Source organism: Citrobacter sp. CF971, assembly GCF_006385635.1.
Lineage (GTDB): Bacteria > Pseudomonadota > Gammaproteobacteria > Enterobacterales > Enterobacteriaceae > Citrobacter > Citrobacter freundii.
Map to the genome: position 1 here is coordinate 1,842,600 of NZ_CP041051.1, position 20,617 is coordinate 1,863,216.

General features: G+C 52.9%; 21 protein-coding genes. 13 read left to right on the top strand and 8 right to left on the bottom strand.

From position 1 onward, the window contains the following. Nucleotides 1–33: 33 nt before the first annotated feature. A complete protein-coding gene (locus E6P06_RS12210) occupies nt 34–867 on the top strand; it encodes an outer membrane protein OmpK (protein ID WP_139935277.1) in 834 nt (277 codons plus the stop codon). A 44-nt stretch (nt 868–911) separates the two neighbouring features. Here E6P06_RS12210 and E6P06_RS12215 read toward each other — a convergent pair whose 3' ends face one another. The 4 genes from E6P06_RS12215 to dsbA form a co-directional block, all read right to left on the bottom strand. After that, the gene (locus tag E6P06_RS12215; RefSeq protein ID WP_003846869.1) at nt 912–1,598 is read right to left on the bottom strand and encodes a Crp/Fnr family transcriptional regulator; all 687 of its coding nucleotides are present in this window, start codon (nt 1,596–1,598) and stop codon (nt 912–914) included. 122 nt (nt 1,599–1,720) lie between these two features. After that, complete coding sequence (gene cbpM / locus E6P06_RS12220) at nt 1,721–2,014, bottom strand: chaperone modulator CbpM (RefSeq protein ID WP_003035954.1); 294 nt, start codon at nt 2,012–2,014, stop codon at nt 1,721–1,723. Continuing rightward, nucleotides 2,014–2,934, bottom strand: a complete 921-nt coding sequence (gene cbpA / locus E6P06_RS12225; RefSeq protein ID WP_003035957.1) for a curved DNA-binding protein — start codon at nt 2,932–2,934, stop codon at nt 2,014–2,016. Before cbpA ends, cbpM begins: the two co-directional genes overlap by 1 nt. Before the next feature lie 193 nt (nt 2,935–3,127). Next, entirely contained in the window at nt 3,128–3,751 is a 624-nt protein-coding gene (gene dsbA, locus E6P06_RS12230) for a thiol:disulfide interchange protein DsbA (RefSeq protein WP_003035960.1), read from the bottom strand. A gap of 396 nt (nt 3,752–4,147) precedes the next feature. Between dsbA and E6P06_RS12235 the strand changes: the two genes are divergently transcribed. The 8 genes from E6P06_RS12235 to agp all read left to right on the top strand — a co-directional run bounded on the left by E6P06_RS12235 (nt 4,148) and on the right by agp (nt 11,027). Further along, entirely contained in the window at nt 4,148–4,552 is a 405-nt protein-coding gene (locus E6P06_RS12235) for a VOC family protein (RefSeq protein WP_003846865.1), read from the top strand. Nucleotides 4,553–4,622: 70 nt separating this feature from the next. Continuing rightward, nucleotides 4,623–4,985 (top strand): copper resistance protein, encoded by a 363-nt coding sequence (locus E6P06_RS12240; protein ID WP_139935278.1) that lies wholly within the window; start codon nt 4,623–4,625, stop codon nt 4,983–4,985. Between the two features lie 48 nt (nt 4,986–5,033). Continuing rightward, nucleotides 5,034–6,914, top strand: a complete 1,881-nt coding sequence (locus E6P06_RS12245; protein ID WP_139935279.1) for a protein-disulfide reductase DsbD — start codon at nt 5,034–5,036, stop codon at nt 6,912–6,914. Continuing rightward, nucleotides 6,911–7,534: a DsbA family protein gene (locus tag E6P06_RS12250; RefSeq protein ID WP_139935280.1), complete on the top strand. Its 624-nt coding sequence runs from the start codon at nt 6,911–6,913 to the stop codon at nt 7,532–7,534. Before E6P06_RS12245 ends, E6P06_RS12250 begins: the two co-directional genes overlap by 4 nt. Next, complete coding sequence (locus E6P06_RS12255; protein WP_003035978.1) at nt 7,524–8,030, top strand: protein disulfide oxidoreductase; 507 nt, start codon at nt 7,524–7,526, stop codon at nt 8,028–8,030. Before E6P06_RS12250 ends, E6P06_RS12255 begins: the two co-directional genes overlap by 11 nt. Nucleotides 8,031–8,165: 135 nt before the next feature. After that, complete coding sequence (locus tag E6P06_RS12260; RefSeq protein ID WP_139935281.1) at nt 8,166–8,921, top strand: sulfite exporter TauE/SafE family protein; 756 nt, start codon at nt 8,166–8,168, stop codon at nt 8,919–8,921. Between the two features lie 69 nt (nt 8,922–8,990). Further along, the gene (locus tag E6P06_RS12265) at nt 8,991–9,698 is read left to right on the top strand and encodes a helix-turn-helix transcriptional regulator (protein ID WP_139935282.1); all 708 of its coding nucleotides are present in this window, start codon (nt 8,991–8,993) and stop codon (nt 9,696–9,698) included. Nucleotides 9,699–9,785: 87 nt separating this feature from the next. Beyond that, entirely contained in the window at nt 9,786–11,027 is a 1,242-nt protein-coding gene (gene agp, locus E6P06_RS12270) for a bifunctional glucose-1-phosphatase/inositol phosphatase (protein ID WP_139935283.1), read from the top strand. 38 nt (nt 11,028–11,065) lie between these two features. Here the strand turns inward: agp and E6P06_RS12275 are convergent, their stop codons facing one another. Beyond that, nucleotides 11,066–11,293 carry a YccJ family protein gene (locus E6P06_RS12275; protein ID WP_003036015.1) on the bottom strand — a complete coding sequence of 76 codons (228 nt, stop codon included), beginning with the start codon at nt 11,291–11,293 and terminating at the stop codon, nt 11,066–11,068. A gap of 20 nt (nt 11,294–11,313) precedes the next feature. Further along, nucleotides 11,314–11,910 carry an NAD(P)H:quinone oxidoreductase gene (gene wrbA / locus E6P06_RS12280; protein WP_003832057.1) on the bottom strand — a complete coding sequence of 199 codons (597 nt, stop codon included), beginning with the start codon at nt 11,908–11,910 and terminating at the stop codon, nt 11,314–11,316. Between the two features lie 386 nt (nt 11,911–12,296). On the opposite strand from wrbA, the gene E6P06_RS12285 reads away from it, so the two are divergent. From E6P06_RS12285 to rutR, 3 genes are all read left to right on the top strand, one after another. After that, on the top strand, nt 12,297–12,470 hold the full coding sequence (locus tag E6P06_RS12285; protein WP_003036022.1) for a general stress protein: 174 nt from the start codon (nt 12,297–12,299) through the stop codon (nt 12,468–12,470). Between the two features lie 161 nt (nt 12,471–12,631). Further along, on the top strand, nt 12,632–13,546 hold the full coding sequence (locus E6P06_RS12290) for a DMT family transporter (protein ID WP_139935284.1): 915 nt from the start codon (nt 12,632–12,634) through the stop codon (nt 13,544–13,546). Nucleotides 13,547–13,604: 58 nt separating this feature from the next. Next, entirely contained in the window at nt 13,605–14,243 is a 639-nt protein-coding gene (rutR, locus tag E6P06_RS12295) for an HTH-type transcriptional regulator RutR (RefSeq protein WP_003036026.1), read from the top strand. On the opposite strand, the gene E6P06_RS12300 is transcribed toward rutR, so the two are convergent. Both E6P06_RS12300 and putA read right to left on the bottom strand, forming a co-directional pair. After that, nucleotides 14,240–14,635, bottom strand: coding sequence for a lysozyme inhibitor LprI family protein (locus tag E6P06_RS12300; protein ID WP_003836811.1), 396 nt, complete (start codon nt 14,633–14,635; stop codon nt 14,240–14,242). The genes rutR and E6P06_RS12300 overlap by 4 nt on opposite strands. Nucleotides 14,636–14,694: 59 nt before the next feature. Then, nucleotides 14,695–18,657 carry a trifunctional transcriptional regulator/proline dehydrogenase/L-glutamate gamma-semialdehyde dehydrogenase gene (gene putA, locus E6P06_RS12305; RefSeq protein ID WP_048219135.1) on the bottom strand — a complete coding sequence of 1,321 codons (3,963 nt, stop codon included), beginning with the start codon at nt 18,655–18,657 and terminating at the stop codon, nt 14,695–14,697. 422 nt (nt 18,658–19,079) lie between these two features. Between putA and putP the strand changes: the two genes are divergently transcribed. After that, nucleotides 19,080–20,588, top strand: coding sequence for a sodium/proline symporter PutP (gene putP / locus E6P06_RS12310; RefSeq protein WP_032936247.1), 1,509 nt, complete (start codon nt 19,080–19,082; stop codon nt 20,586–20,588). Nucleotides 20,589–20,617: the final 29 nt, after the last annotated feature.

Genomic DNA, 20,617 nt, shown 5'->3' on the forward strand with positions numbered 1-20,617 from the left:
GGCGACACTCAACCTTGCTCAAAGGAATTGAAAATGATGAAGAATAAATCAATGGTTAAAAAAACAGTTCTGGGCGCAATCGTTGTAATGAGCTGTACGCAAGCGCTTGCTGCTGATTATACCGATGGCAACGTCCGTAAAAATGATTTTAACTGGATGCAGATGAACTTAATGCAAAGTGTGGATGCGAAAGTGCCTTATGGTATTCGTAATGACACTTATCTGGAACTGGAGTTTGGGGCGCGTTCCGGAGTTATCGATCTGTATGGTTATGTCGATTTCTTTGATATTTTTGACCGCAAGCAGGATGACCGCCATGGTGGCGATAACTTTTTCTCCAAGATATCCCCACGTTTTTCCCTGGATGCTATTTTAAATAAAGATTTATCCGTTGGGCCATTTAACGAATTCTATATCGCAACGGTAAATAACATTGGCGACCGGGAATTATTTGAACATTATGTTGGTCTGGGCACAGATGTTAAGGTTCCGTGGTTTGGTCTGGTGGGAATGAACATCTATGCGCATTATGTGCGTGAAAACTACGGTGCGGATAACGAAGGCAAGTGGGATGGCTACATGTTCTCGACCAACTGGTCGACGCCGTTCTATACCTTTGCCAACGGCAGCTACCTGAACTATCAGGGTTACTTTGACTATCAGTTCGCCGCTAACAAGATTGCTAATCAACCGTTATACAGCAATAACGCGATTGAATGGTATAACGGTATCTACTGGCATTCAGAGCATTATGCGGTGGGTTATGGCCTGAAGTATTTCCGCAATATGGCATTGATGGAAAATCACGGCGGAGCAGGGCGCACCACCGGACTCGGTCACTACTTCAACCTTACCTATAAATTCTGATTGCGCTGAACTGACACACCAACCTTCTCTACGGAGATGGTGTGTCAGTCAATGATGTCATTGCCGAGGAATTTACGCAGTCCATCCAGATCCTTAATTTCCAGTCCTTGCTTCGTGCGCGTTACCAGTCCGGCATCCGTCAGGGCTTTAACCGCCCGCCGATAGACCCGATCGGTGGTGCCGAACCGTTCTGCTTCCTGGTATTTTTTATGGAAACCATCCATCGGCTGTTTGTTCTGATGCTGGCGATACAGATCATACGCCACGTTATGAACGATAGGGTAGAGCATCCGGTGCAGGAAGATTTCCAGCATATCCTGATAATCAATCGCCATCGCACTGGCAAAAAATATCGCCAGTCTCGGGTGCTGGTTTAGCGCTTCTTCAAGACGATCACAGCTGCACACCGCCACGGTCAACGGCTCTTCGGCCACGATATCAAGCTGGCAGCGATACCCGGTAAAAAACTCCATTTCACCAAATAGTTGCTCATCACATTCCATTGCGCCCAACTGAAAACGGCGACCATTTTCCGCGCTGTAACGCAGGGAAATTCTGCCTGATTGCACCATGATAAGTCGATCGACTACCTGCCCCTGGCGATAGAGATACTCATCTTCGTGGATCATCTGCGTTTCAGAGAGCAGTTCCTGGAATATCTTCTCAATTAAGGCATCATCTTGCTGCCAGATATTGTGAAAACGACCTTTTGTCAGGGGCTTAAGCTGCATGGCTCAACGTCTTATTGTTTGAGATAATTCTTATCGCTGACTGTATGCCATCTACTACTTAATGTCATTAAGAGCAGGTTTCGGGACAATAAAAAGGCCAGCACCATGCTGGCCCTGACGCACTAAGGATGGCTGATAAAACGGGACAGCCGCTGGCGCAGCAGGCGGTTTTCCTGACGCAGCTGCGCGTTCTCTTCCAGCAACGTCAATGCAACGGCAATCCCTGGCCAGTCAAGTTCCAGCTCCTGACGCAGGCGCACCGCGCGACGCATTACGGTCAGCGCATGATCGTCAAACGTCTCGTCTTCGTAGGGTTCTATCACCCCTAAGCCGACAACCTCATGCAGTTCTTCTTCTGACACACCGGTGTACAGACAAAATTCGGTAATGGTAAAAGTGACGGTAACGTTAGCCATTATGCTTTCCCCCACTCTTTGCGCGGATCAAAGGTCTTTTGTGCATCTGCCAGTTGTTGCCACAGGGCGGCACTGGTGTCGTCAGGTTTCGGTGGCATGACGATCTTGATCACCGCATACAAATCGCCGGTATGTTTTTTACTTACCAGACCCTTGCCTTTAATGCGTAGCCGCTGACCGGCCTGGCTGCCTGCAGGAATGGTCAGCAGGATGCTCTCTTTCAGCGTCGGAACGGTTACTTTCGCACCCAGCGCAGCTTCCCACGGCGCCAGAGGAACGACAACTTCCAGATCCTGATTAACGATATCGAACAGCGGATGCGGCGCAATATGAATCACCAGCCACAAATCACCGTTCGGCCCACCGTTTTCGCCGGGCGTGCCCTGACCTTTCAGGCGGATACGCTGACCGTTACCGACGCCAGCCGGAATTTTCACGTTCAGTGTTTTAGGAATTTCTCGTTCTACCATGCCAAACGCATTGTAGACTGGCAGGTTGTAACTGATAGTGCGGCTATGCTCAGTAAGCGTTTCTTCGAGGAAGACGGCAACTTCTATTTCGATGTCATGCCCGCGGCTGGCAGGGCGCTGGCGCGACTGGTGCGCACGCTGACCAAAAATGGAGGAGAAGATATCGTCGAAATCTTCGGCGCTGTAGCTTTGCCCCTCTCCTTGCTGGAATTGACGGCTGAACTGAGGGTCGTTGCGATGCTGCCACAGTTGGTCGTACTCGGCACGTCGCTGTTCATCACTCAGGACTTCCCAGGCTTCAGCAACCTCTTTAAACCGGGCCTCAGCGTCAGTCTCTTTGCTGACATCAGGATGGTATTTACGGGCGAGTCGACGATAGGCGGTCTTGATTGTCTTGAGATCGTCTGTCGGTTTCACGCCCATAATGGCGTAATAATCCTTTAATTCCATAGCGTTCTCTCGTGTAAATCAACACTTGAAGAAGGTGTACCCCGACAACAGGTAACACCGCTAAGTTTAGGGTAATCCTGATAACGGCGAATGCCAACCGGGAAGAAAGGATATTGGTCTAAATGATGTGATTGCGCACCACCAACAGCGCTTTTGACTGTTGTGTGGTGCGAAAAGTGAGATTAGCGAAACGTCAGGATTTGGTGATCAGATAGCGAACCGTATCCGCGTAGCTCTTCACAAAAGAGTTTAGGTCGTCAGATTTCAGTCCTTTTGGATTGATCATATATTTACCGTTGATAAAAATGGCGGGCACACCGGTTAAATCTACCGCTTTAGCCATTTCTTGTTGTTTAGCGGTCAGGGATTTCACGGCAAAACTGTTCCAGGCGGCATCATAATCACTGGCACTGACGCCCGCGCTGATAAATACGTTACGAATATCATCCGCTGTTTTAACGGTTTGTTTTTTCTGAACGGCATCAAAAAGCAACGGTTTAACTTTATCTTGTACGTTTAACAGCATGGCGACGGACCAGGCGTGTGTCATGTCTTGCCCCAGCGGACCTAAAAAGTCGACGTGGTATTCGGTGAGTTTGACATCAGCAGGCAGTACTTTTTTCACGTTATCCGTGATTTCAAAAACTTCATCGTACTGATAACAGGAAGGACAGTAAAATGAGAAAAACTTCAGTGCAGCTGGGGCGGAAGCGACGGGTTTTTCCAGGGTGATATACTCTTTACCGTCGGTAAATGATGCTGCCTGAGCGCTAACTGTAAAAAGTAACCCAATCAGGGGTAATAAATATTTTTTCATTTCCATATACTCTAAATAACATTTGATAAACAAATTATCTGCTAATGAATACGTTATTCATTGCGTATGGATATAATAAGGAAATCCTCTGAAAATGCGCTGACCCTTACTTTCATTTACGCATCAGTACGTAGCGGGCATTATTTGTGTGCTGACATTGAAATATTCTCTGGCATTCTTCGTAAATAGTGAATGATAACTTCCGTGATATTTTCAGGGGTGTTTTTAGCAATGTTATAGTGTAATAAACAAAGACGAAAATATGATTAATTATCATTTCGCCTTAAAGCGTGAATGGCAAGGTATTGCGCTAAGTATTTGCAAATACCCCTGTAGATTGTCTTTTTCTTGTCGCGCGTGAATGAATAGGGTAAGTGTCAGAGACGAGCAACCCAAATGGATATCACTATGATCGACCACCTGGATCACCTGGTACTAACCACCAATCATGAAGAGGCTTGCGTTCGTTTTTATGTCGAGCTCTTAGGCATGAGGTTGGAAACTTTCGCACAAGGTCGGAAAGCCTTCGTCTTTGGCAATCAGAAAATCAATCTCCATATTCGGGGAAAAGAGTTTGAACCTAAAGCCTACGCGCCAACGCCGGGGGCGCTGGATTTGTGTTTTATCACCACGCGTACCCTGGAAGAGGTGACAGAGACGTTTCAAACCCACGGAGTTGAGATTATTGAAGGGCCCGTTGCACGAACCGGCGCGACAGGACCGATTCGCTCGGTTTATGTCAGGGATCCCGATCTCAATCTGATTGAAATCGCGGTATATCCAGCAGATGGAAGGACATAACTTTACAGCGTAAAGGTTGCCAAAAACCGGCGAGTGGTTAAGATAACTCGCATCAATGAGTGAGGGTATAATGGCGAAACGTCAACGGATGGGATGGTTGTTCCTCTGTCTGGCATGTGTTGTGGTGATGGTTTGCACCGCACAACGCATGGCGGGCCTGCACGCGTTGCAGATGGATACCGCCGTTACAAGCGTTGTCGCCAGTGCACAAGTGCAGACCGATGAAACCTCACCCGTTACCCCTTGTGAACTGAGCGCGAAGTCATTACTGGCTGCGCCACCCGTACTGTTTGAAGGTGCTATTCTGGTGCTGTGCCTGCTGCTGTCGTTGCTGGCGCCAGTGCGGGCGTTTCGTCTACCTTTTTTCACACCGCGAGCCATCTCGCCGCCCACTCTCCGGGTGCATCTCCGATTTTGCGTCTTCCGTGAATGACAGAACAGCCGTTGCTGACTGTTAGATAATTATTCACGGAGAAAAACTATGATGACTGTTTTCAGGCAGACGCTGCTCTGTCTGTTATTGCTATGGCTGCCCGTATCCTGGGCGGCTGAACCCGGCTGGCTGCGTTCACCCGATAACGATCACGCCAGCGTGCGGTTACGCGCTGATACGTCCGCTGGCGGTGAAACTCGTCTGTTGTTGGATGTCAAACTGGAGGACGGCTGGAAAACCTACTGGCGTTCTCCGGGCGAGGGGGGCGTTGCGCCTGCTATCGCCTGGAAAGAGGAAATGCCTGCGGTCGACTGGTTCTGGCCAACCCCTGCTCGTTTTGAGGTCGCCAATATCACTACCCAGGGGTATCACGATAAGGTGACGTTCCCGATGGTGGTGCGCGGTAGAGCGCCCGCCACGCTCAGCGGCGTTTTGACGCTATCCACCTGTAGCGACGTTTGCCTGTTGACGGATTTTCCTTTTTCCGTGACGCCCACAGCCCAGGACCCGACTTTTGCACATGACTATGCTCAGGCGATGGGACAGATCCCACTTGCCAGCGGCCTGACCGATGCTCTGAGCGCCGGCGCACGGGCGGGAGAGTTAGTCGTCGAGGCTCACCGTGCGGGAGGCTGGACTGCACCAGGGCTGTATCTGGATGCTGTTGATGATGCGGATTTTGGCATGCCGCAAATCCATGTTGAGGGGGAGACATTACGCGCCACGGTACCTGTACATGACGGTTGGGGAGAAGGCGCGCCGGATCTGCGTGGTAAGTCAGTCACCCTGGTGCTGGCAGATAACGGTGTTGCCCAGGAAAGTCGTCTTGCGATTGGCGAAGCCCCGGTTGTTGAGAACGCCTCACTCCCACTGTGGCAAGTGGTACTAATGGCGCTGCTGGGCGGTTTGATCCTCAATCTGATGCCCTGTGTGTTACCGGTTCTGGGCATGAAGCTGGGCTCGATTTTGCTGGTCGAGGAAAAAAGTCGTCGCCAGGTCCGTCGTCAGTTCCTCGCATCGGTAGCCGGAATACTTGTCTCATTTATGGCTCTGGCTCTATTGATGACGGTGCTGCGTTTAACCAATCAGGCGCTTGGCTGGGGGATCCAGTTTCAGAATCCATGGTTCATTGGCGTGATGGTACTGGTGATGCTGACGTTCAGCGCCAGCCTGTTCGGGTGGTTTGAATTCCGACTCCCTTCTGCGATGACTACCACGCTGGCGACTCACGGCGGCAACGGTCTGTCGGGACATTTCTGGCAAGGTGCATTTGCGACGCTGCTTGCTACGCCGTGCAGTGCCCCGTTCCTTGGAACGGCGGTGGCGGTGGCATTGACCGCTTCGCTGCCGACATTATGGGGATTGTTTATCGCACTTGGGCTGGGAATGAGCTTACCGTGGCTGCTGGTAGCTCTGCGTCCCGGTCTGGCACTGCGTTTGCCGCGGCCAGGACGCTGGATGAATATGTTGCGGCGTTTGCTCGGCGTGATGATGCTGGGCTCCGCTATCTGGCTTGCGACGTTGCTGCTCCCGCATTTCGGATTCGTAGGGCAAAGCACTGGCAAAGAGAGCGTGAACTGGCAACCGCTAAGCGAGCAAGCTATTGAGGATGCGCTGGCGCAACATAAGCGCGTGTTCATTGACGTCACAGCAGACTGGTGCATCACCTGTAAGGTAAACAAGTTCAACGTCTTGCATAAAGATGACGTACAGGCCGCATTGCAACAGCCGGATGTGGTGGCGCTGCGCGGCGACTGGACACTCCCTTCTGAAGTCATTACCGAATTTCTAAAAAAACGCGGCCAGGTTGCTGTGCCGTATAACCAAATTTATGGCCCCGGTCTGCCGGAAGGCCAGGTGTTACCCACGTTGTTAACCCGCGATGCGGTACTGCAAACGTTGAACGATGCCAAAGGAGTTACCCCATGAAGATGATGATTGTTCTGCTGTTAACCCTGTTTTCTGCCGTCAGTATCGCGAAAGAGCCTGCACCGTTTACCCCGGAACAGGAAAAGCAAATTGAAGCATTAATTCAGGAAGCCCTGTTTAACGATCCCAACAGCCCGCGGATTGGCGCAAAGCAGGCAAAACTGACCCTGATAAACTTCACCGATTACAACTGCCCATACTGCAAGCAGTTGGATCCAATGCTGGAAAAAATTGTGCAGAAATATCCTGACGTGGCGGTAGTGATCAAACCGTTGCCGTTTAAAGGTGAAAGCTCGGAACTGGCGGCGCGGACCGTGCTGACGACATGGCATCAGCATCCGCAGCAGTTTCTGGCGCTACATGAAAAACTGATGCAGAAGAAGGGCTACCATACCGATGTCAGTATCAAACAGGCGCAGGAAAAAGCGGGGGCCAGTTCGGTGACGCTGGACGCCCAAAGTGCTGAAACGCTGAGCACTAACCTGCAACTGGCGCGACTGGTGGGTGTACAGGGAACCCCCGCAACGATCATTGGCGATGAACTTATTCCCGGTGCGGTGCCGTGGGAAACGCTTGAGGAAGTGGTAAAAGAAAAACTGGCGGCGGCCAATGCTCAGTAAACTGCGCCGCTGGCTGCGCGAAGGGCTGATCTTACTGGCTCTGTTGGCGGGGGCGATGCTGCTGATGGATGCCTGGCGCGCGCCGCAGCTCCCTGCCTCTTTTGACAGTACGCCTTTACAAACGTTGGATGGTGAAACCGTCACGCTGGCGGCGCTCAGCAAAGACGAGCCAGTGTTGCTTTATTTCTGGGCGAGCTGGTGCGGCGTATGCCGCTTCACAACGCCGGAAGTCGCCAGGCTGCGCTCGGAAGGGGAAAATGTGATGACCATTGCGTTACGCTCCGGAAATGAAGCTGAGGTATCTCGCTGGCTGTTGCGTAAAGGCGTGGAATTTCCGGTCATCAATGATGCGAATGGGGCTATTTCCCACAGTTGGGCGATTAGCGTCACGCCCACGTTGGTGGTGATGTCAGAAGGTCGGGTGGTATCAACCACCAGCGGCTGGACCAGCTACTGGGGCATGAAACTTCGGCTGTGGTGGGCGAAAATATTCTGATATTTGTGCCGGGGGAACCCGGCATTTTTTTATGGCGTCGCCTTCCTCTGGAAGGCATATTTCGTTGCCTGACGAAGCAAGCACAGTGATTAACGTCCAGAATCAGTCATCTTCTCTTTTCCAGGAAAGTGCAACATGACGAGTTCTTTAGCGTTTGGACCCGCTCTGGTGATGATGATTGCCGCCACATTTGTCCTCGCCGGGATGGTGAAAGGCGTTACGGGTATGGGGTTGCCCACCGTGGCGATGGGGATCCTCGGATCGCTTATTTCACCGGTTGCGGCGGCGGCTATGCTGCTATTGCCTTCGCTGATAAGCAATTTGTTCCAGTTTGGCGGTGTTGGAAATACACGCCAATTACTCAAACGACTGTGGCCAATGCTGCTGACAGTGGTAGTGGCGACTCTGCTTGCCAGCGCCTGGATTACCGGGGGCGACACCACCCGAACTCAGTTTGCACTCGGCGTGGCGCTGGTGGCCTACGCTATCTGGACGCTGGCAGGAAAGAAAATTGCGGTGGCCCCGCAGCGTGAAAAACCGTACTCCCTCGTTATTGGATTTGTGACCGGCTTATTGACCGGCGGAACCGGGGTGTTTGTGATGCCCGCCGTGCCCTGGATCCAGTCCCTGGGCTTTGAGAAAGATGAACTGGTACAGGCGCTCGGGATCTCTTTTACCTTTTCGACCCTGGCATTGGCGCTGGGTCTGTGGTGGCACAACGCGCTGCCCGTACAATCCCTAAGCTTGTCGGCTTTGGCCATTGTTCCTGCACTTATTGGTCAGTGGATAGGAACCCGTGTGCGAAGGGTTATTTCTCCGCTCGTGTTTAAACGCTGTTTTCTGTTTTGTCTGGTCGGGTTGGGTACAGAGATGATGCTGCGTGCTGTGTGACCGGTTCGGTGACTTTGCGCGACTTTCATGGCATCGTTAATTCAGAGATTCAGGGTCAATGAGGTCGTTATGGCATCCGTGATGTTACATGAAGAAGAGGGCGATCTGGAGTCGAAAATGGCACTCACTGCGGCAGTGATGGCCGATAAATCGCGCTCGCGTATGCTGTGCGCCCTGATGGATGACCGCGCCTGGACTGCAACTGAGCTCAGCGCAGTGGCGGATATATCCGCGTCGACCGCCAGCGCGCATCTCGCGCGTCTGTGCGAACAACGTTTTGTTATAGCGTTGGCGCAGGGCAGACATCGTTATTTTCGCCTTGCAGGTTCCGATATCGCTGAACTGCTGGAACGCCTGATGGGCGTTGCGTGGGCGACATCAATGCCCCGGAGAATCACAACGCCGCCAGGTTTGCGGCATGCCCGCACCTGCTACGACCATCTCGCCGGAGAGGTCGCGGTGAGGTTGTTTGATACATTGGTTTCCCGTCAGTGGTTAACGCCGGATGGTGAAACGCTGACTCCTCTTGGCCAGGAAAAGCTGGCCCAGATGGGGATTGTCCTGGCGGCGGGTTCATCCCGGCGGAAGTTAACCTGCGGTTGTCTGGACTGGAGCGAGCGACGTTATCATCCTGGTGGTGTGCTTGGCGCAACGCTGCTGCGCTGGTTCAGTGAACAGCGATGGATAAAAACAGTACAGGGCAGCCGCCACGTCATCTTCACACCTCTTGGCATTCGTAAACTCGAAACCGAGTTTGGTGTTAAAACGACACGCTAGATGGTCTGTTTTGCGAAAGCGTTCCCGGAAATATGTCATATTTCTGTCACACTCTGTTGTGATTGATAACAACAAGAGGTCGTAGGGATGAATAAATCGTTAATCGCCGCCGCTGTGGCAGGGGCTGTATTACTGTCCACCGCCGCGCAGGCGCAGACCGCGCCGGAAGGGTACCAGCTTCAACAAGTATTGATGATGAGTCGGCATAACTTACGTGCACCTTTAGCCAATAATGGCAGCGTTCTTGAACAGTCCACCCCCAAGCAATGGCCAGAATGGGATGTCCCCGGCGGACAACTCACTACTAAAGGCGGTGTGCTGGAAGTCTATATGGGCCACTACATGCGAGAGTGGCTGGCAGAGCAGGGGATGGTGAAATCGGGCGAATGTCCGGCACCGGATACGGTGTATACCTATGCTAACAGTCTGCAGCGTACAGTTGCTACGGCGCAGTTCTTTGTCACCGGTGCTTTCCCAGGTTGCGATGTTCCGGTCCATCATCAGGAAAAAATGGGCACCATGGATCCCACCTTTAATCCGGTGATCACCGATGATTCCGCCGCCTTCAGCCAGCAGGCCGTTCAGGCCATGGAGAAAGAGCGAAGTAAAATGCAGCTCAACGATAGCTATCAGTTGCTTGAGCAAATGACCGACTACAAAGACTCTCCATCCTGTAAAGAAAAACAGCAGTGTTCCCTGACCGATGCCAAAGATACGTTCAGCGCGAAATACCAGCAGGAGCCAGGCGTATCGGGGCCGCTGAAGGTGGGGAATTCGCTGGTCGATGCCTTCACGCTGCAGTATTACGAAGGCTTCCCGATGGACAAGGTTGCCTGGGGCGAGATTAAATCGGATCAGCAGTGGAAGGTTCTGTCGAAGCTGAAAAATGGCTATCAGGACAGCCTGTTCACCTCCCCGGAAGTGGCGCAGAACGTCGCCAAACCTCTGGTGAAATATATTGATAATGCGCTGGTTACGGAACGCGCGAAAGCACCGAAAATAACCGTGCTGGTGGGACATGACTCAAACATCGCTTCGCTGCTCACCGCGCTGGATTTCAAACCATACCAGCTTCACGATCAGAACGAGCGTACGCCGATTGGCGGGAAGATTGTCTTCCAGCGCTGGCATGACAGCAACGCAAATCGTGATCTGATGAAAATCGAGTATGTGTATCAGAGCTCGCAGCAGTTGCGTAATGCAGATGTTCTGACGCTGAAATCCCCGGCGCAGCGCGTAACGCTTGAGCTGAAAGGATGTCCGATAGATGCGGATGATTTTTGCCCGATAGATAAGTTCGACAGCGTGCTGAATGAGGCGGCTAAATAAAAGAAAAACTCCCCCGTGTTCGCGGGGGAGTCTGAGCGCTAGACGTTTTTACGTTCGATAGTCTGTTCACCCCAAAAGAGCGAATCTTTGTCTGTTTTTTCAAAGGCTTTGATGAGTACCTCATCGCTACCTTCTTCCCAAATTTTTTCCGCCAGTTTCTCGTCATAATGTGCGACTTCAAAAATGGCTTCGGCTATTTCCGGCGATGTATTGCGCAGACTTGCCCATTCGCCGACGCGATGGGCTTTCGCTTCTTGAGTTGGCATTCGAATCCTCCTGTTGAAGATTAGCCGTTGAGTTTTACTGCCAGACCTGCGACATATTCACCCTGATAGCGGGCGATAGATAATTCTTCCTGACTTGGCTGGCGGGAGCCGTCGCCTCCGGCAATGGTGGTTGCACCGTAAGGGGTACCGCCGCGAACTTGAGAGACATCAAACAGCTCTTGCGCCGCGTAACCGATAGGCACAATCACCATCCCATGGTGGGCAAGCGTAGTCCAGGTTGAGGTAATGGTTTGTTCCTGACCGCCGCCGGTTCCCGTTGAGCTGAATACACTGGCGAGTTTGCCGTACAGACCACCAGAGGCCCACAGCCCGCCAGTCTGGTCGAGGAAGGTACGCATCTGACCGGACATATTGCCAAAGCGCGTGGGGGTTCCAAAAATGATGGCGTCGTAATCAGCCAGTTCTTGCGGGGTTGCGACTGGTGCGTTTTGTGTTTTGCCGCCAGCCTTAAGGAAAATCTCAGGCTGCATGGTCTCTGGTACGCGCTTAATAATCACTTCCGCGCCATCTACCTTATTTGCGCCTTCTGCGACTGCATGGGCCATAGTTTCAATGTGTCCATACATGGAATAATAAAGCACCAGAACTTTTGCCATTTTACACTACTCCTCGAGTTAACCGTGTCCGTAGCGACTCGCTACCTACCTTTAAAGATATGACGTACTGTCAGGAGTGCAAATTTCACAATCACTTCTTTGATTTATAACAATTTTTACAACAACCTGCTTTGTAGCAAAATGATACATATTTAACTGGGGTGAATTCGGTAGTCATAAGAAAGACTTATTGATTTCTTAGGGTGATTATTTCTTTGGCACTCCTGATCCTGTTGCAGGATATTACAGTTAGCGTCTGCCCAGTCCACGCTTCACTATGCTTAATCCCACGCAGTTATTTTCAGGGCCTCGCCCGTAACGCTGCGTGAGGTATCACTCCTCAGTACCTATGCAATATGATGTCTAATCAATGACGGAGGTCAGTAATGGCAAACCATCGGGGCGGTTCCGGCAACTTTGCGGAAGACCGCGAAAGAGCATCAGAAGCAGGTCGAAAAGGTGGCCAGCACAGCGGGGGCAACTTTAAGAATGACCCGCAACGCGCTTCAGAGGCAGGCAAAAAAGGGGGCAAAAATAGCCACGGCAACAACAAATCGTAATTGTCGGGCTATCTGTCAGATATGTCGTGACGCCTGAGCGTCAGAGACAGACGTTACGTAGCCACCGCCGCCGGATCCTTCCGGCGGTTTTTTTTGTCTGCAAGGTTGAACTGTAACAAAACGCAACGCAGACTAATGACATTCAGTTAATCGGGTGTCTCATGTCATTACTCTCTCGTTATTCCTTTTCTGTTAAACCTCAGGAAGCGATCCTCATTGTGATCACCATGTTCTGGGGTGGCACGTTTCTGGCGGTGCAATATGCCGTTACCCTGAGCGGGCCTTTTTTCTTTGTCGGTGTGCGTTTTGCCACTGCCGCACTGGCGGTCGCGCTTTTGTCGTTACACACACTGCATAAGCTGACATGGCTGGAAGTCAAAGCAGGGGTTGCAATCGGTATCGCCATTGCGCTGGGTTATAGCCTGCAAACCTGGGGGCTACAGTTTATTCCCAGCAGTAAATCGGCGTTTATTACCGCGATGTACGTTCCGTTGGTACCGCTTTTACAATGGCTGTGTCTGGGGCGCATGCCTGGACTGATGCCGTGCGTCGGTATTGTACTGGCCTTTATCGGATTGATTTTTCTTGCCGGACCGGGAGGTAATTTACTGGCTTTAGGCGAAGGCGAGTGGATCACGCTCGCCGGTGCGGTGGCGATTGCGGCAGAAATTATCCTGATTAGCGCGTGGGCGGGAAAAGTGGATGTACGGCGGGTAACGGTAGTGCAACTGGCAACTGCTTCAATAGTGGCGTTTATTGCGATGGGACCAGCCGGAGAGACCGTACTGCCAATGTCTACCGGATTGCTGGTGGTGGCGCTGGGGCTGGGGATTTTCAGCGCGATTATTCAGGTCACCATGAACTGGGCGCAGCGTAGCGTTTCGCCGACGCGCGCGACGGTTATTTATACCGGTGAGCCAGTGTGGGCGGGAATCTTTGGCCGTCTGGCGGGTGAACGCTTACCGCTACTTGCATTGCTTGGCGCGGCATTCATTATTGTTGGCGTGCTGGTCAGCGAGCTGAAGTTCAAAAAGAAAAAAGCGCAGCCGCAAGAGGCGCCTCCGGAATCGCTTTAATTTAACCATTCACCGCGTGATTTGGTATGCTGACGCCCTCACAAGAAGGAGAGGGCGCATGGTCCAACGCGCAGAGAAAAAAACAGGTAAGCGTTCGCAGGCCGTCAGTGCAAAACGGCAGGCCATATTAACCGCGGCATTAAATATCTTCTCCCAATATGGGATCCACGGCACGCGCCTGGAACAGGTGGCAGAACAGGCTGGCGTGTCAAAAACCAATTTACTTTATTACTACCCGTCAAAAGAGGTGCTTTATATCGCCGTTTTACGGCAGATCCTCGACATCTGGCTGGCTCCATTGAAAGCTTTTCGCGAAGACTTTGCGCCGCTGGTGGCCATTAAAGAATACATTCGCCTTAAGCTGGAAGTGTCGCGCGATTACCCTCAGGCATCACGGCTGTTTTGTATGGAGATGCTGGCCGGAGCGCCTTTATTGATGGCAGAATTGGAGGGGGATCTCAAAACGCTAATTGATGAGAAATCCGCGCTGATTGCCGGTTGGATCAAAAGCGGAAAACTGGCTCCGGTCGATCCGCATCATCTGATTTTTATGATTTGGGCTTCAACTCAGCACTACGCCGACTTTGCCCCACAGGTAGAGGCGGTGACAGGCGCAACGCTGCGTGATGAAGCCTTTTTTAACCAAACGGTCGAGAGCGTACAGCGGATGATTATTGAAGGGATCCGCGTGCGTTAACTGGCCGGTGGTAAAGGGCAGCTTAAATCGCCTTCTTCACACTGCAAGAGCGAGGCGAGAAACGCTTCGCGCTCGTTGGTCTTATCCGTCAGGCACTGGCTGGTAATCATCGCCTGAACGCTACCGCCTTCGGTGCCAGAACTGAGTAATGCACAGTCCGCATCGCGCAAAGTTATCCAGGATATTTGCGCTTTTTTCAGTAAATCGCGCTGGGTTGGAGCGGCGCGCTTCAGCGCATTCTGATAAGTTTCATTAAGTTTGGCGTCGGCCGCCTTATACTGCTCTGCCGCACAGGTGTTCATCTCAATCTGCGTGTTCGCGTTGGCGCAGTCATCCGCCAGCGCCTGGCCGCTCAGCAGCAGCGCTGCACATGTCAGTACGATTCGTTTCATGCTTCCCTCTGGCTTCATAAAAAAAGGCCCCGTTACCGGAGCCTTAATTAACCACAACCTTAGCCGATTGTCATCAGGCTGGCGTTCCCGCCGGCTGCGGCGGTATTGACGCTCAGAGAGCGTTCAATGTACAGCCTCTCCAGCAGAATATTGCTCTCGCCACGGGCAAAGCCCTGGACCGACACAATCGCCCCTTCGCGGGCCGCCACTGCTTCACACAGTGCGCGAAGCTGATCGGAATCGCCGTGGAAAATAACGGCATCAAACGGCTGCGTGGCGATGTTGTCCGCTTTGGCAAATTGAATGCGCCCGGAGACCGCGGCTGGCAGGCGTTTTGCCAGGTCGCGATGGAACGTATCATCTGGCCACAGGATTAAGCTACCAACGGAAGTTACAGCGGCAACCTGTACCAGTGCATCCTGCTCATCATCGGCGATACACAGCACGCGTTCGCGCGGCAACAGCGTCCAGGTATTGCGCTCGCCGGTGGGTCCTGGCAGCAGGCGTTGCGTTCCGGCCTGCGCCAGTTCGCCAAACTGCTGGCAGAGCGCACGCAGTGCTGGACGGTCGGTTGCCCATTCGCTGAGCGCTTCCAGTGGTTGAACCAGTGCGGCTTTAAGCTGCGCATCGACCGGGTAGTCTGCATCCTGGCGGGCAAGGGTAATGCCTAACGCATTTTCCGGTCGGTTTGCCAGCAGGCGGTACAGATACAGCGGCCCACCCGCTTTTGGCCCGGTTCCTGACAAGCCTTCGCCACCGAATGGTTGCACGCCGACGACGGCGCCGACCATATTGCGGTTAACATACAGGTTCCCCACATGTGCTGAGCCCGTGACCTGGGCGATGGTTTCATCGATACGGGTGTGTACGCCCAGCGTCAGACCGTAGCCGGAGGCATTAATTTGCTCAATCAGGCTGCCCAGATTATTACGGGTGTAACGCACGACGTGCAGTACCGGACCAAACACCTCTTTTTGTAATTCATCGAAGCTTTCCAGCTCAATAAGCGTCGGGGCGATAAAGGTACCGGTTTGCCATTCCCGCGCATCGTCGCTATTTTCGCGCACGGCCTGGAACACCGGACGCCCTTTGGCGCGCATGGCCTGAATATGGCGCTCAATATTGGCTTTGGCTTCTTCATCGATAACCGGTCCAATATCGGTGGTCAGGCGGCCCGGGTTACCCATGCGGCATTCCGCCATCGCGCCGCGCAGCATTTTCAGCGTATGGTCGGCTACATCGTCCTGCAGACACAGGACGCGAAGCGCGGAGCAGCGCTGCCCGGCGCTGTCAAAGGCAGAAGCCAGGACGTCGACCACCACCTGTTCCGTCAGCGCGGAGGAGTCGACGATCATGGCGTTCATCCCGCCGGTTTCGGCGATAAGCGGGATTGGACGTCCCTGAGCATCCAGGCGGGTCGCGATATTGCGTTGCAACAGCGTGGCAACTTCCGTTGAGCCAGTAAACATGACGCCGCGTACGCGCTCATCGGAAGTGAGCTGCGCCCCGACCGTTTCGCCCTGACCAGGCAACAGTTGCACCACGCCTGGCGGTACACCTGCTTCGAGTAAAATGGCAATACCCTGGGCGGCAATCAGCGGGGTTTGTTCCGCGGGTTTTGCCAGCACGCTGTTGCCCGCCGCCAGCGCAGCGGCAATCTGCCCTGAGAAAATAGCCAGCGGGAAGTTCCAGGGGCTGATACAGACTACCGGCCCTAACGGACGATGGGTTTCATTATCGAAGTCATCGCGGACCTGACCGGCATAATAGTGCAGGAAATCTACCGCTTCGCGCACTTCCGCAATGGCGTTGCTGAAGGTTTTACCTGCTTCGCGCACCAGAATGCCAATCAATTGCTGCATCTGGCCTTCCATTAGAACGGCGGCGCGATGCAAAATAGCGGCGCGCTCTTGTGGCGGTGTGGCGAACCAGATCGGCGCGTTATTTACTGCGTTCTGCAATGCCTGTTCCACTTCGCTGTGAGTCGCTTCACGCACGTAACCGACAATATCTTTCGGTTCGGCCGGGTTGACGACTGGCGTCATTTCACCGTCAGCAACCGGATGTTCGAGTATTGGCTTAGCGTGCCATTTTTGCAGCGCGCTGTTGAGCAGGGCGGAGGACAGCGAGGCCAGACGATGTTCGTTAGCTAAATCCAGTCCGCCTGAGTTTTCGCGGCCTTTACCGTACAGGTCACGCGGCAGGGCAATCTTCGGATGTGGCAGACCAGCCTGGCCTTCCTGCTGCGCCAGTTTTTCAACGGCTTCGACCGGGCAGGCTACCAGTTCATCCAGCGGCAGGGTCGTGTCTGCAATGCGGTTGACGAATGAAGTGTTGGCGCCGTTTTCCAGCAGACGACGCACCAGATACGCAAGCAGCGTTTCATGCGTGCCTACCGGTGCATAAATGCGGCATGGACGGTTCAGTTTGCCATCGGCAACTTTACCGGTGACCTGCTCATATAGCGGTTCGCCCATACCGTGCAGGCACTGGAACTCGTACTGACCCGGATAGTAGTTTTGACCGGCTAATTGATAAATCGCCGCCAACGTATGGGCGTTGTGGGTGGCGAACTGCGGGTAGATCAGATTCGGTACCGCAAGCAGTTTTTTCGCACAGGCCAGATAGGAAACGTCGGTGTACACCTTACGGGTATAGACCGGATAACCTTCCAGACCGTCCATTTGCGCACGTTTGATTTCGCTATCCCAGTAGGCGCCCTTAACCAGGCGGATCATCAGGCGACGGCGGCTGCGCGTGGCGAGGTCAATCAAGTAGTCGATAACATACGGGCAGCGCTTCTGGTAGGCTTGAATAACAAAGCCGATACCGTTCCAGCCCGCCAGTTCAGGTTCAAAACACAGTTTTTCCAGCAGATCGAGGGAGATCTCCAGTCGGTCTGCCTCTTCAGCATCGATATTGATACCGATGTCGTACTGGCGGGCCAGCAGAGTAAGCGACTTCAGACGCGGATAGAGTTCATCCATCACGCGGTCATACTGCGCGCGGCTATAACGCGGATGCAACGCCGACAGCTTGATAGAAATACCCGGCCCTTCATAGATGCCGCGACCATTTGAGGCTTTACCAATGGCGTGGATTGCCTGTTGGTACGAAACCATATAAGCCTGGGCATCAGCGGCGGTTAGAGCCGCTTCACCCAGCATGTCATAAGAGTAGCGGAAACCTTTTTCTTCCAGTTTACGCGCGTTAGCCAGCGCTTCGGCGATAGTCTCTCCGGTGACGAACTGCTCGCCCATCAAGCGCATTGCCATGTCGACGCCTTTACGCACCAGTGGTTCACCGCTCTTGCCGATAATACGGTTGAGTGAGCGTGAAAGGCTGGCTTCATTATGCGTAGAAACCAGACGACCGGTAAACAACAGTCCCCAGGTCGCCGCGTTGACGAAAAGTGACGGACTGCGTCCAATGTGCGACTGCCAGTTGCCGTTGCTGATTTTGTCGCGGATTAACGCATCGCGGGTTGCCTTATCAGGAATACGCAGCAAGGCTTCCGCCAGACACATCAGTGCGACGCCTTCCTGTGAAGAAAGGGAGAATTCCTGCAATAAACCTTGTACCATCCCGGCGCGGCCGCTGGCGGTCTTCTGGTTACGCAGTTTGTCGGCCAGGCTGTACGCCAGCTTGTGCGCTTGCTCAGCGATGGGTTGCGGCAGACGAGCCTGCTCCATCAGCATCGGCACTGCATCGGTTTCGGCGCGGCGGTACGCGGCGGTGATTGCTGCGCGGGAAACTGACTGCGGCAGGATCTGTTCGGCAAATTCCAGGAAAGGCTGATGCGCTTCATTCTGCGGCGTGGTTGACTCCTCACCCTCATTCGCGGCACCCGCCAGCAGGGCCGGTAGTTCAGGAAGCGCGTCGTTATTTTCCAGTCTTTCGAGATAATTAAAGATGGCTTGTTTGATCAGCCAATGTGGCGTGCGATCGATTCGTGATGCTGCTGTTTTAATACGCTCGCGAGTGGCGTCATCCAGCTTAACCCCCATCGTGGTGGTTCCCATGCCGTTTACTCCTGTTGTACTGAAATACGGGTCTGATAGTTACCGAGAAATATCCACTATGTTGCAGCTTTGTGCAACCATGTTAAATGTGACTTGGTTTGCAAGCTTGGAAATGAATGAAATGTTAATAAATATGAGTCTTATGATGTGGGCTGTAAAAATTACAGAATCTTTTTCTCTGCGGTAGTTAACACTTTTAAAAGGTGCAACCGAAAAAAATGTGAGAGAGTGCAACCTACAGAAAAATGCTATCTACTCTGGATCAAATTTGATGTAAATGGTGTGTTAAATCGATTGTGAATAACCATCGCTTCCGGCAGGATACGGTCGCCCTGGTCAACATAGATATCTTTGCCACGTTCCGGCAGGGTAATAAAACGGCAAGCCACGGCATTGCTGATACATAATTTTGGAGAGTTTTGATGGCTATTAGCACACCGATGTTAGTGACATTCTGTGTCTATATTTTCGGCATGATATTGATAGGGTTTATTGCATGGCGTTCAACCAAAAACTTTGACGATTACATTCTGGGGGGACGCAGTCTGGGTCCGTTCGTGACCGCGTTATCTGCTGGGGCATCTGACATGAGCGGCTGGTTGCTGATGGGTCTGCCTGGCGCAATTTTCCTGTCGGGCATTTCAGAAAGCTGGATCGCCATCGGCCTTATTTTGGGTGCCTGGATCAACTGGAAGCTGGTGGCCGGACGTTTACGCGTACACACCGAATACAATAACAATGCGCTGACGTTACCGGATTACTTTACCGGTCGCTTTGAAGATAAAAGCCGAATTCTACGTATTATCTCCGCGCTGGTTATTCTGCTGTTTTTCACCATCTATTGTGCTTCAGGGATTGTGGCAGGGGCGCGTCTGTTTGAAAGTACCTTTGGCATGAGCTACGAAACAGCACTGTGGGCGGGCGCGGCCGCGACGATCATTTACACCTTTATCGGTGGTTTCCTGGCAGTAAGCTGGACCGATACCGTCCAGGCCAGCCTGATGATCTTTGCTCTGATCCTGACGCCGGTGATGGTTATTATTGGTGTGGGTGGGTTCGAGGATTCGCTGGAAGTGATTAAACAAAAGAGCATTGAGAACGTGGACATGTTCAAAGGGCTGAATTTTGTTGCCATCATTTCCCTGATGGGCTGGGGTCTGGGCTACTTTGGTCAGCCGCATATTCTGGCGCGCTTTATGGCTGCAGATTCCCACCATAGCATTGTTCATGCTCGCCGCATCAGTATGACCTGGATGATCCTCTGTCTGGCGGGTGCCGTGGCTGTGGGCTTCTTTGGTATTGCTTACTTTAACAACAACCCGCAGCTTGCCGGTGCCGTTAACCAGAACGCCGAGCGTGTGTTTATTGAACTGGCGCAAATCCTGTTTAACCCGTGGATTGCCGGTATTCTGCTGTCTGCGATCCTCGCTGCGGTTATGTCGACCCTGAGCTGCCAGCTGCTGGTGTGCTCCAGCGCAATCACCGAAGACTTGTACAAAGCATTCCTGCGTAAAAATGCCAGCCAGAAAGAGCTGGTATGGATTGGCCGCATCATGGTGCTGGTCGTGGCGCTGGTGTCCATCGCGCTGGCGGCGAACCCGGAGAACCGCGTGCTGGGTCTGGTAAGCTACGCCTGGGCGGGCTTCGGCGCGGCGTTTGGCCCTGTGGTTCTGTTCTCGGTAATGTGGTCGCGTATGACCCGCAACGGCGCGCTGGCAGGGATGATCATCGGTGCGGTAACGGTAATCGTCTGGAAGCAGTTCGCCTGGCTGGGTCTGTATGAAATCATCCCGGGCTTTGTTTTCGGCAGCATCGGTATTGTGGTCTTCAGCCTGTTGGGTAAAGCACCTTCAACTGCTATGCAGCAACGTTTTGCCGAGGCTGACGCGCATTATCACTCAGCTCCGCCATCGCGTTTACAGGCAGAATAATTTATCTCCTGTCCCTGAAGCCCGCCGTG

Coding starts and splice junctions, on each gene's coding strand:
- E6P06_RS12210 (WP_139935277.1), top strand. CDS start 34: ATGATGAAGAATAAATCAATGGTTAAAAAAACAGTTCTGGGCGCAATC.
- E6P06_RS12215 (WP_003846869.1), bottom strand. CDS start 1,598: ATGCAGCTTAAGCCCCTGACAAAAGGTCGTTTTCACAATATCTGGCAG.
- cbpM (WP_003035954.1), bottom strand. CDS start 2,014: ATGGCTAACGTTACCGTCACTTTTACCATTACCGAATTTTGTCTGTAC.
- cbpA (WP_003035957.1), bottom strand. CDS start 2,934: ATGGAATTAAAGGATTATTACGCCATTATGGGCGTGAAACCGACAGAC.
- dsbA (WP_003035960.1), bottom strand. CDS start 3,751: ATGAAAAAATATTTATTACCCCTGATTGGGTTACTTTTTACAGTTAGC.
- E6P06_RS12235 (WP_003846865.1), top strand. CDS start 4,148: ATGGATATCACTATGATCGACCACCTGGATCACCTGGTACTAACCACC.
- E6P06_RS12240 (WP_139935278.1), top strand. CDS start 4,623: ATGGCGAAACGTCAACGGATGGGATGGTTGTTCCTCTGTCTGGCATGT.
- E6P06_RS12245 (WP_139935279.1), top strand. CDS start 5,034: ATGATGACTGTTTTCAGGCAGACGCTGCTCTGTCTGTTATTGCTATGG.
- E6P06_RS12250 (WP_139935280.1), top strand. CDS start 6,911: ATGAAGATGATGATTGTTCTGCTGTTAACCCTGTTTTCTGCCGTCAGT.
- E6P06_RS12255 (WP_003035978.1), top strand. CDS start 7,524: ATGCTCAGTAAACTGCGCCGCTGGCTGCGCGAAGGGCTGATCTTACTG.
- E6P06_RS12260 (WP_139935281.1), top strand. CDS start 8,166: ATGACGAGTTCTTTAGCGTTTGGACCCGCTCTGGTGATGATGATTGCC.
- E6P06_RS12265 (WP_139935282.1), top strand. CDS start 8,991: ATGGCATCCGTGATGTTACATGAAGAAGAGGGCGATCTGGAGTCGAAA.
- agp (WP_139935283.1), top strand. CDS start 9,786: ATGAATAAATCGTTAATCGCCGCCGCTGTGGCAGGGGCTGTATTACTG.
- E6P06_RS12275 (WP_003036015.1), bottom strand. CDS start 11,293: ATGCCAACTCAAGAAGCGAAAGCCCATCGCGTCGGCGAATGGGCAAGT.
- wrbA (WP_003832057.1), bottom strand. CDS start 11,910: ATGGCAAAAGTTCTGGTGCTTTATTATTCCATGTATGGACACATTGAA.
- E6P06_RS12285 (WP_003036022.1), top strand. CDS start 12,297: ATGGCAAACCATCGGGGCGGTTCCGGCAACTTTGCGGAAGACCGCGAA.
- E6P06_RS12290 (WP_139935284.1), top strand. CDS start 12,632: ATGTCATTACTCTCTCGTTATTCCTTTTCTGTTAAACCTCAGGAAGCG.
- rutR (WP_003036026.1), top strand. CDS start 13,605: ATGGTCCAACGCGCAGAGAAAAAAACAGGTAAGCGTTCGCAGGCCGTC.
- E6P06_RS12300 (WP_003836811.1), bottom strand. CDS start 14,635: ATGAAACGAATCGTACTGACATGTGCAGCGCTGCTGCTGAGCGGCCAG.
- putA (WP_048219135.1), bottom strand. CDS start 18,657: ATGGGAACCACCACGATGGGGGTTAAGCTGGATGACGCCACTCGCGAG.
- putP (WP_032936247.1), top strand. CDS start 19,080: ATGGCTATTAGCACACCGATGTTAGTGACATTCTGTGTCTATATTTTC.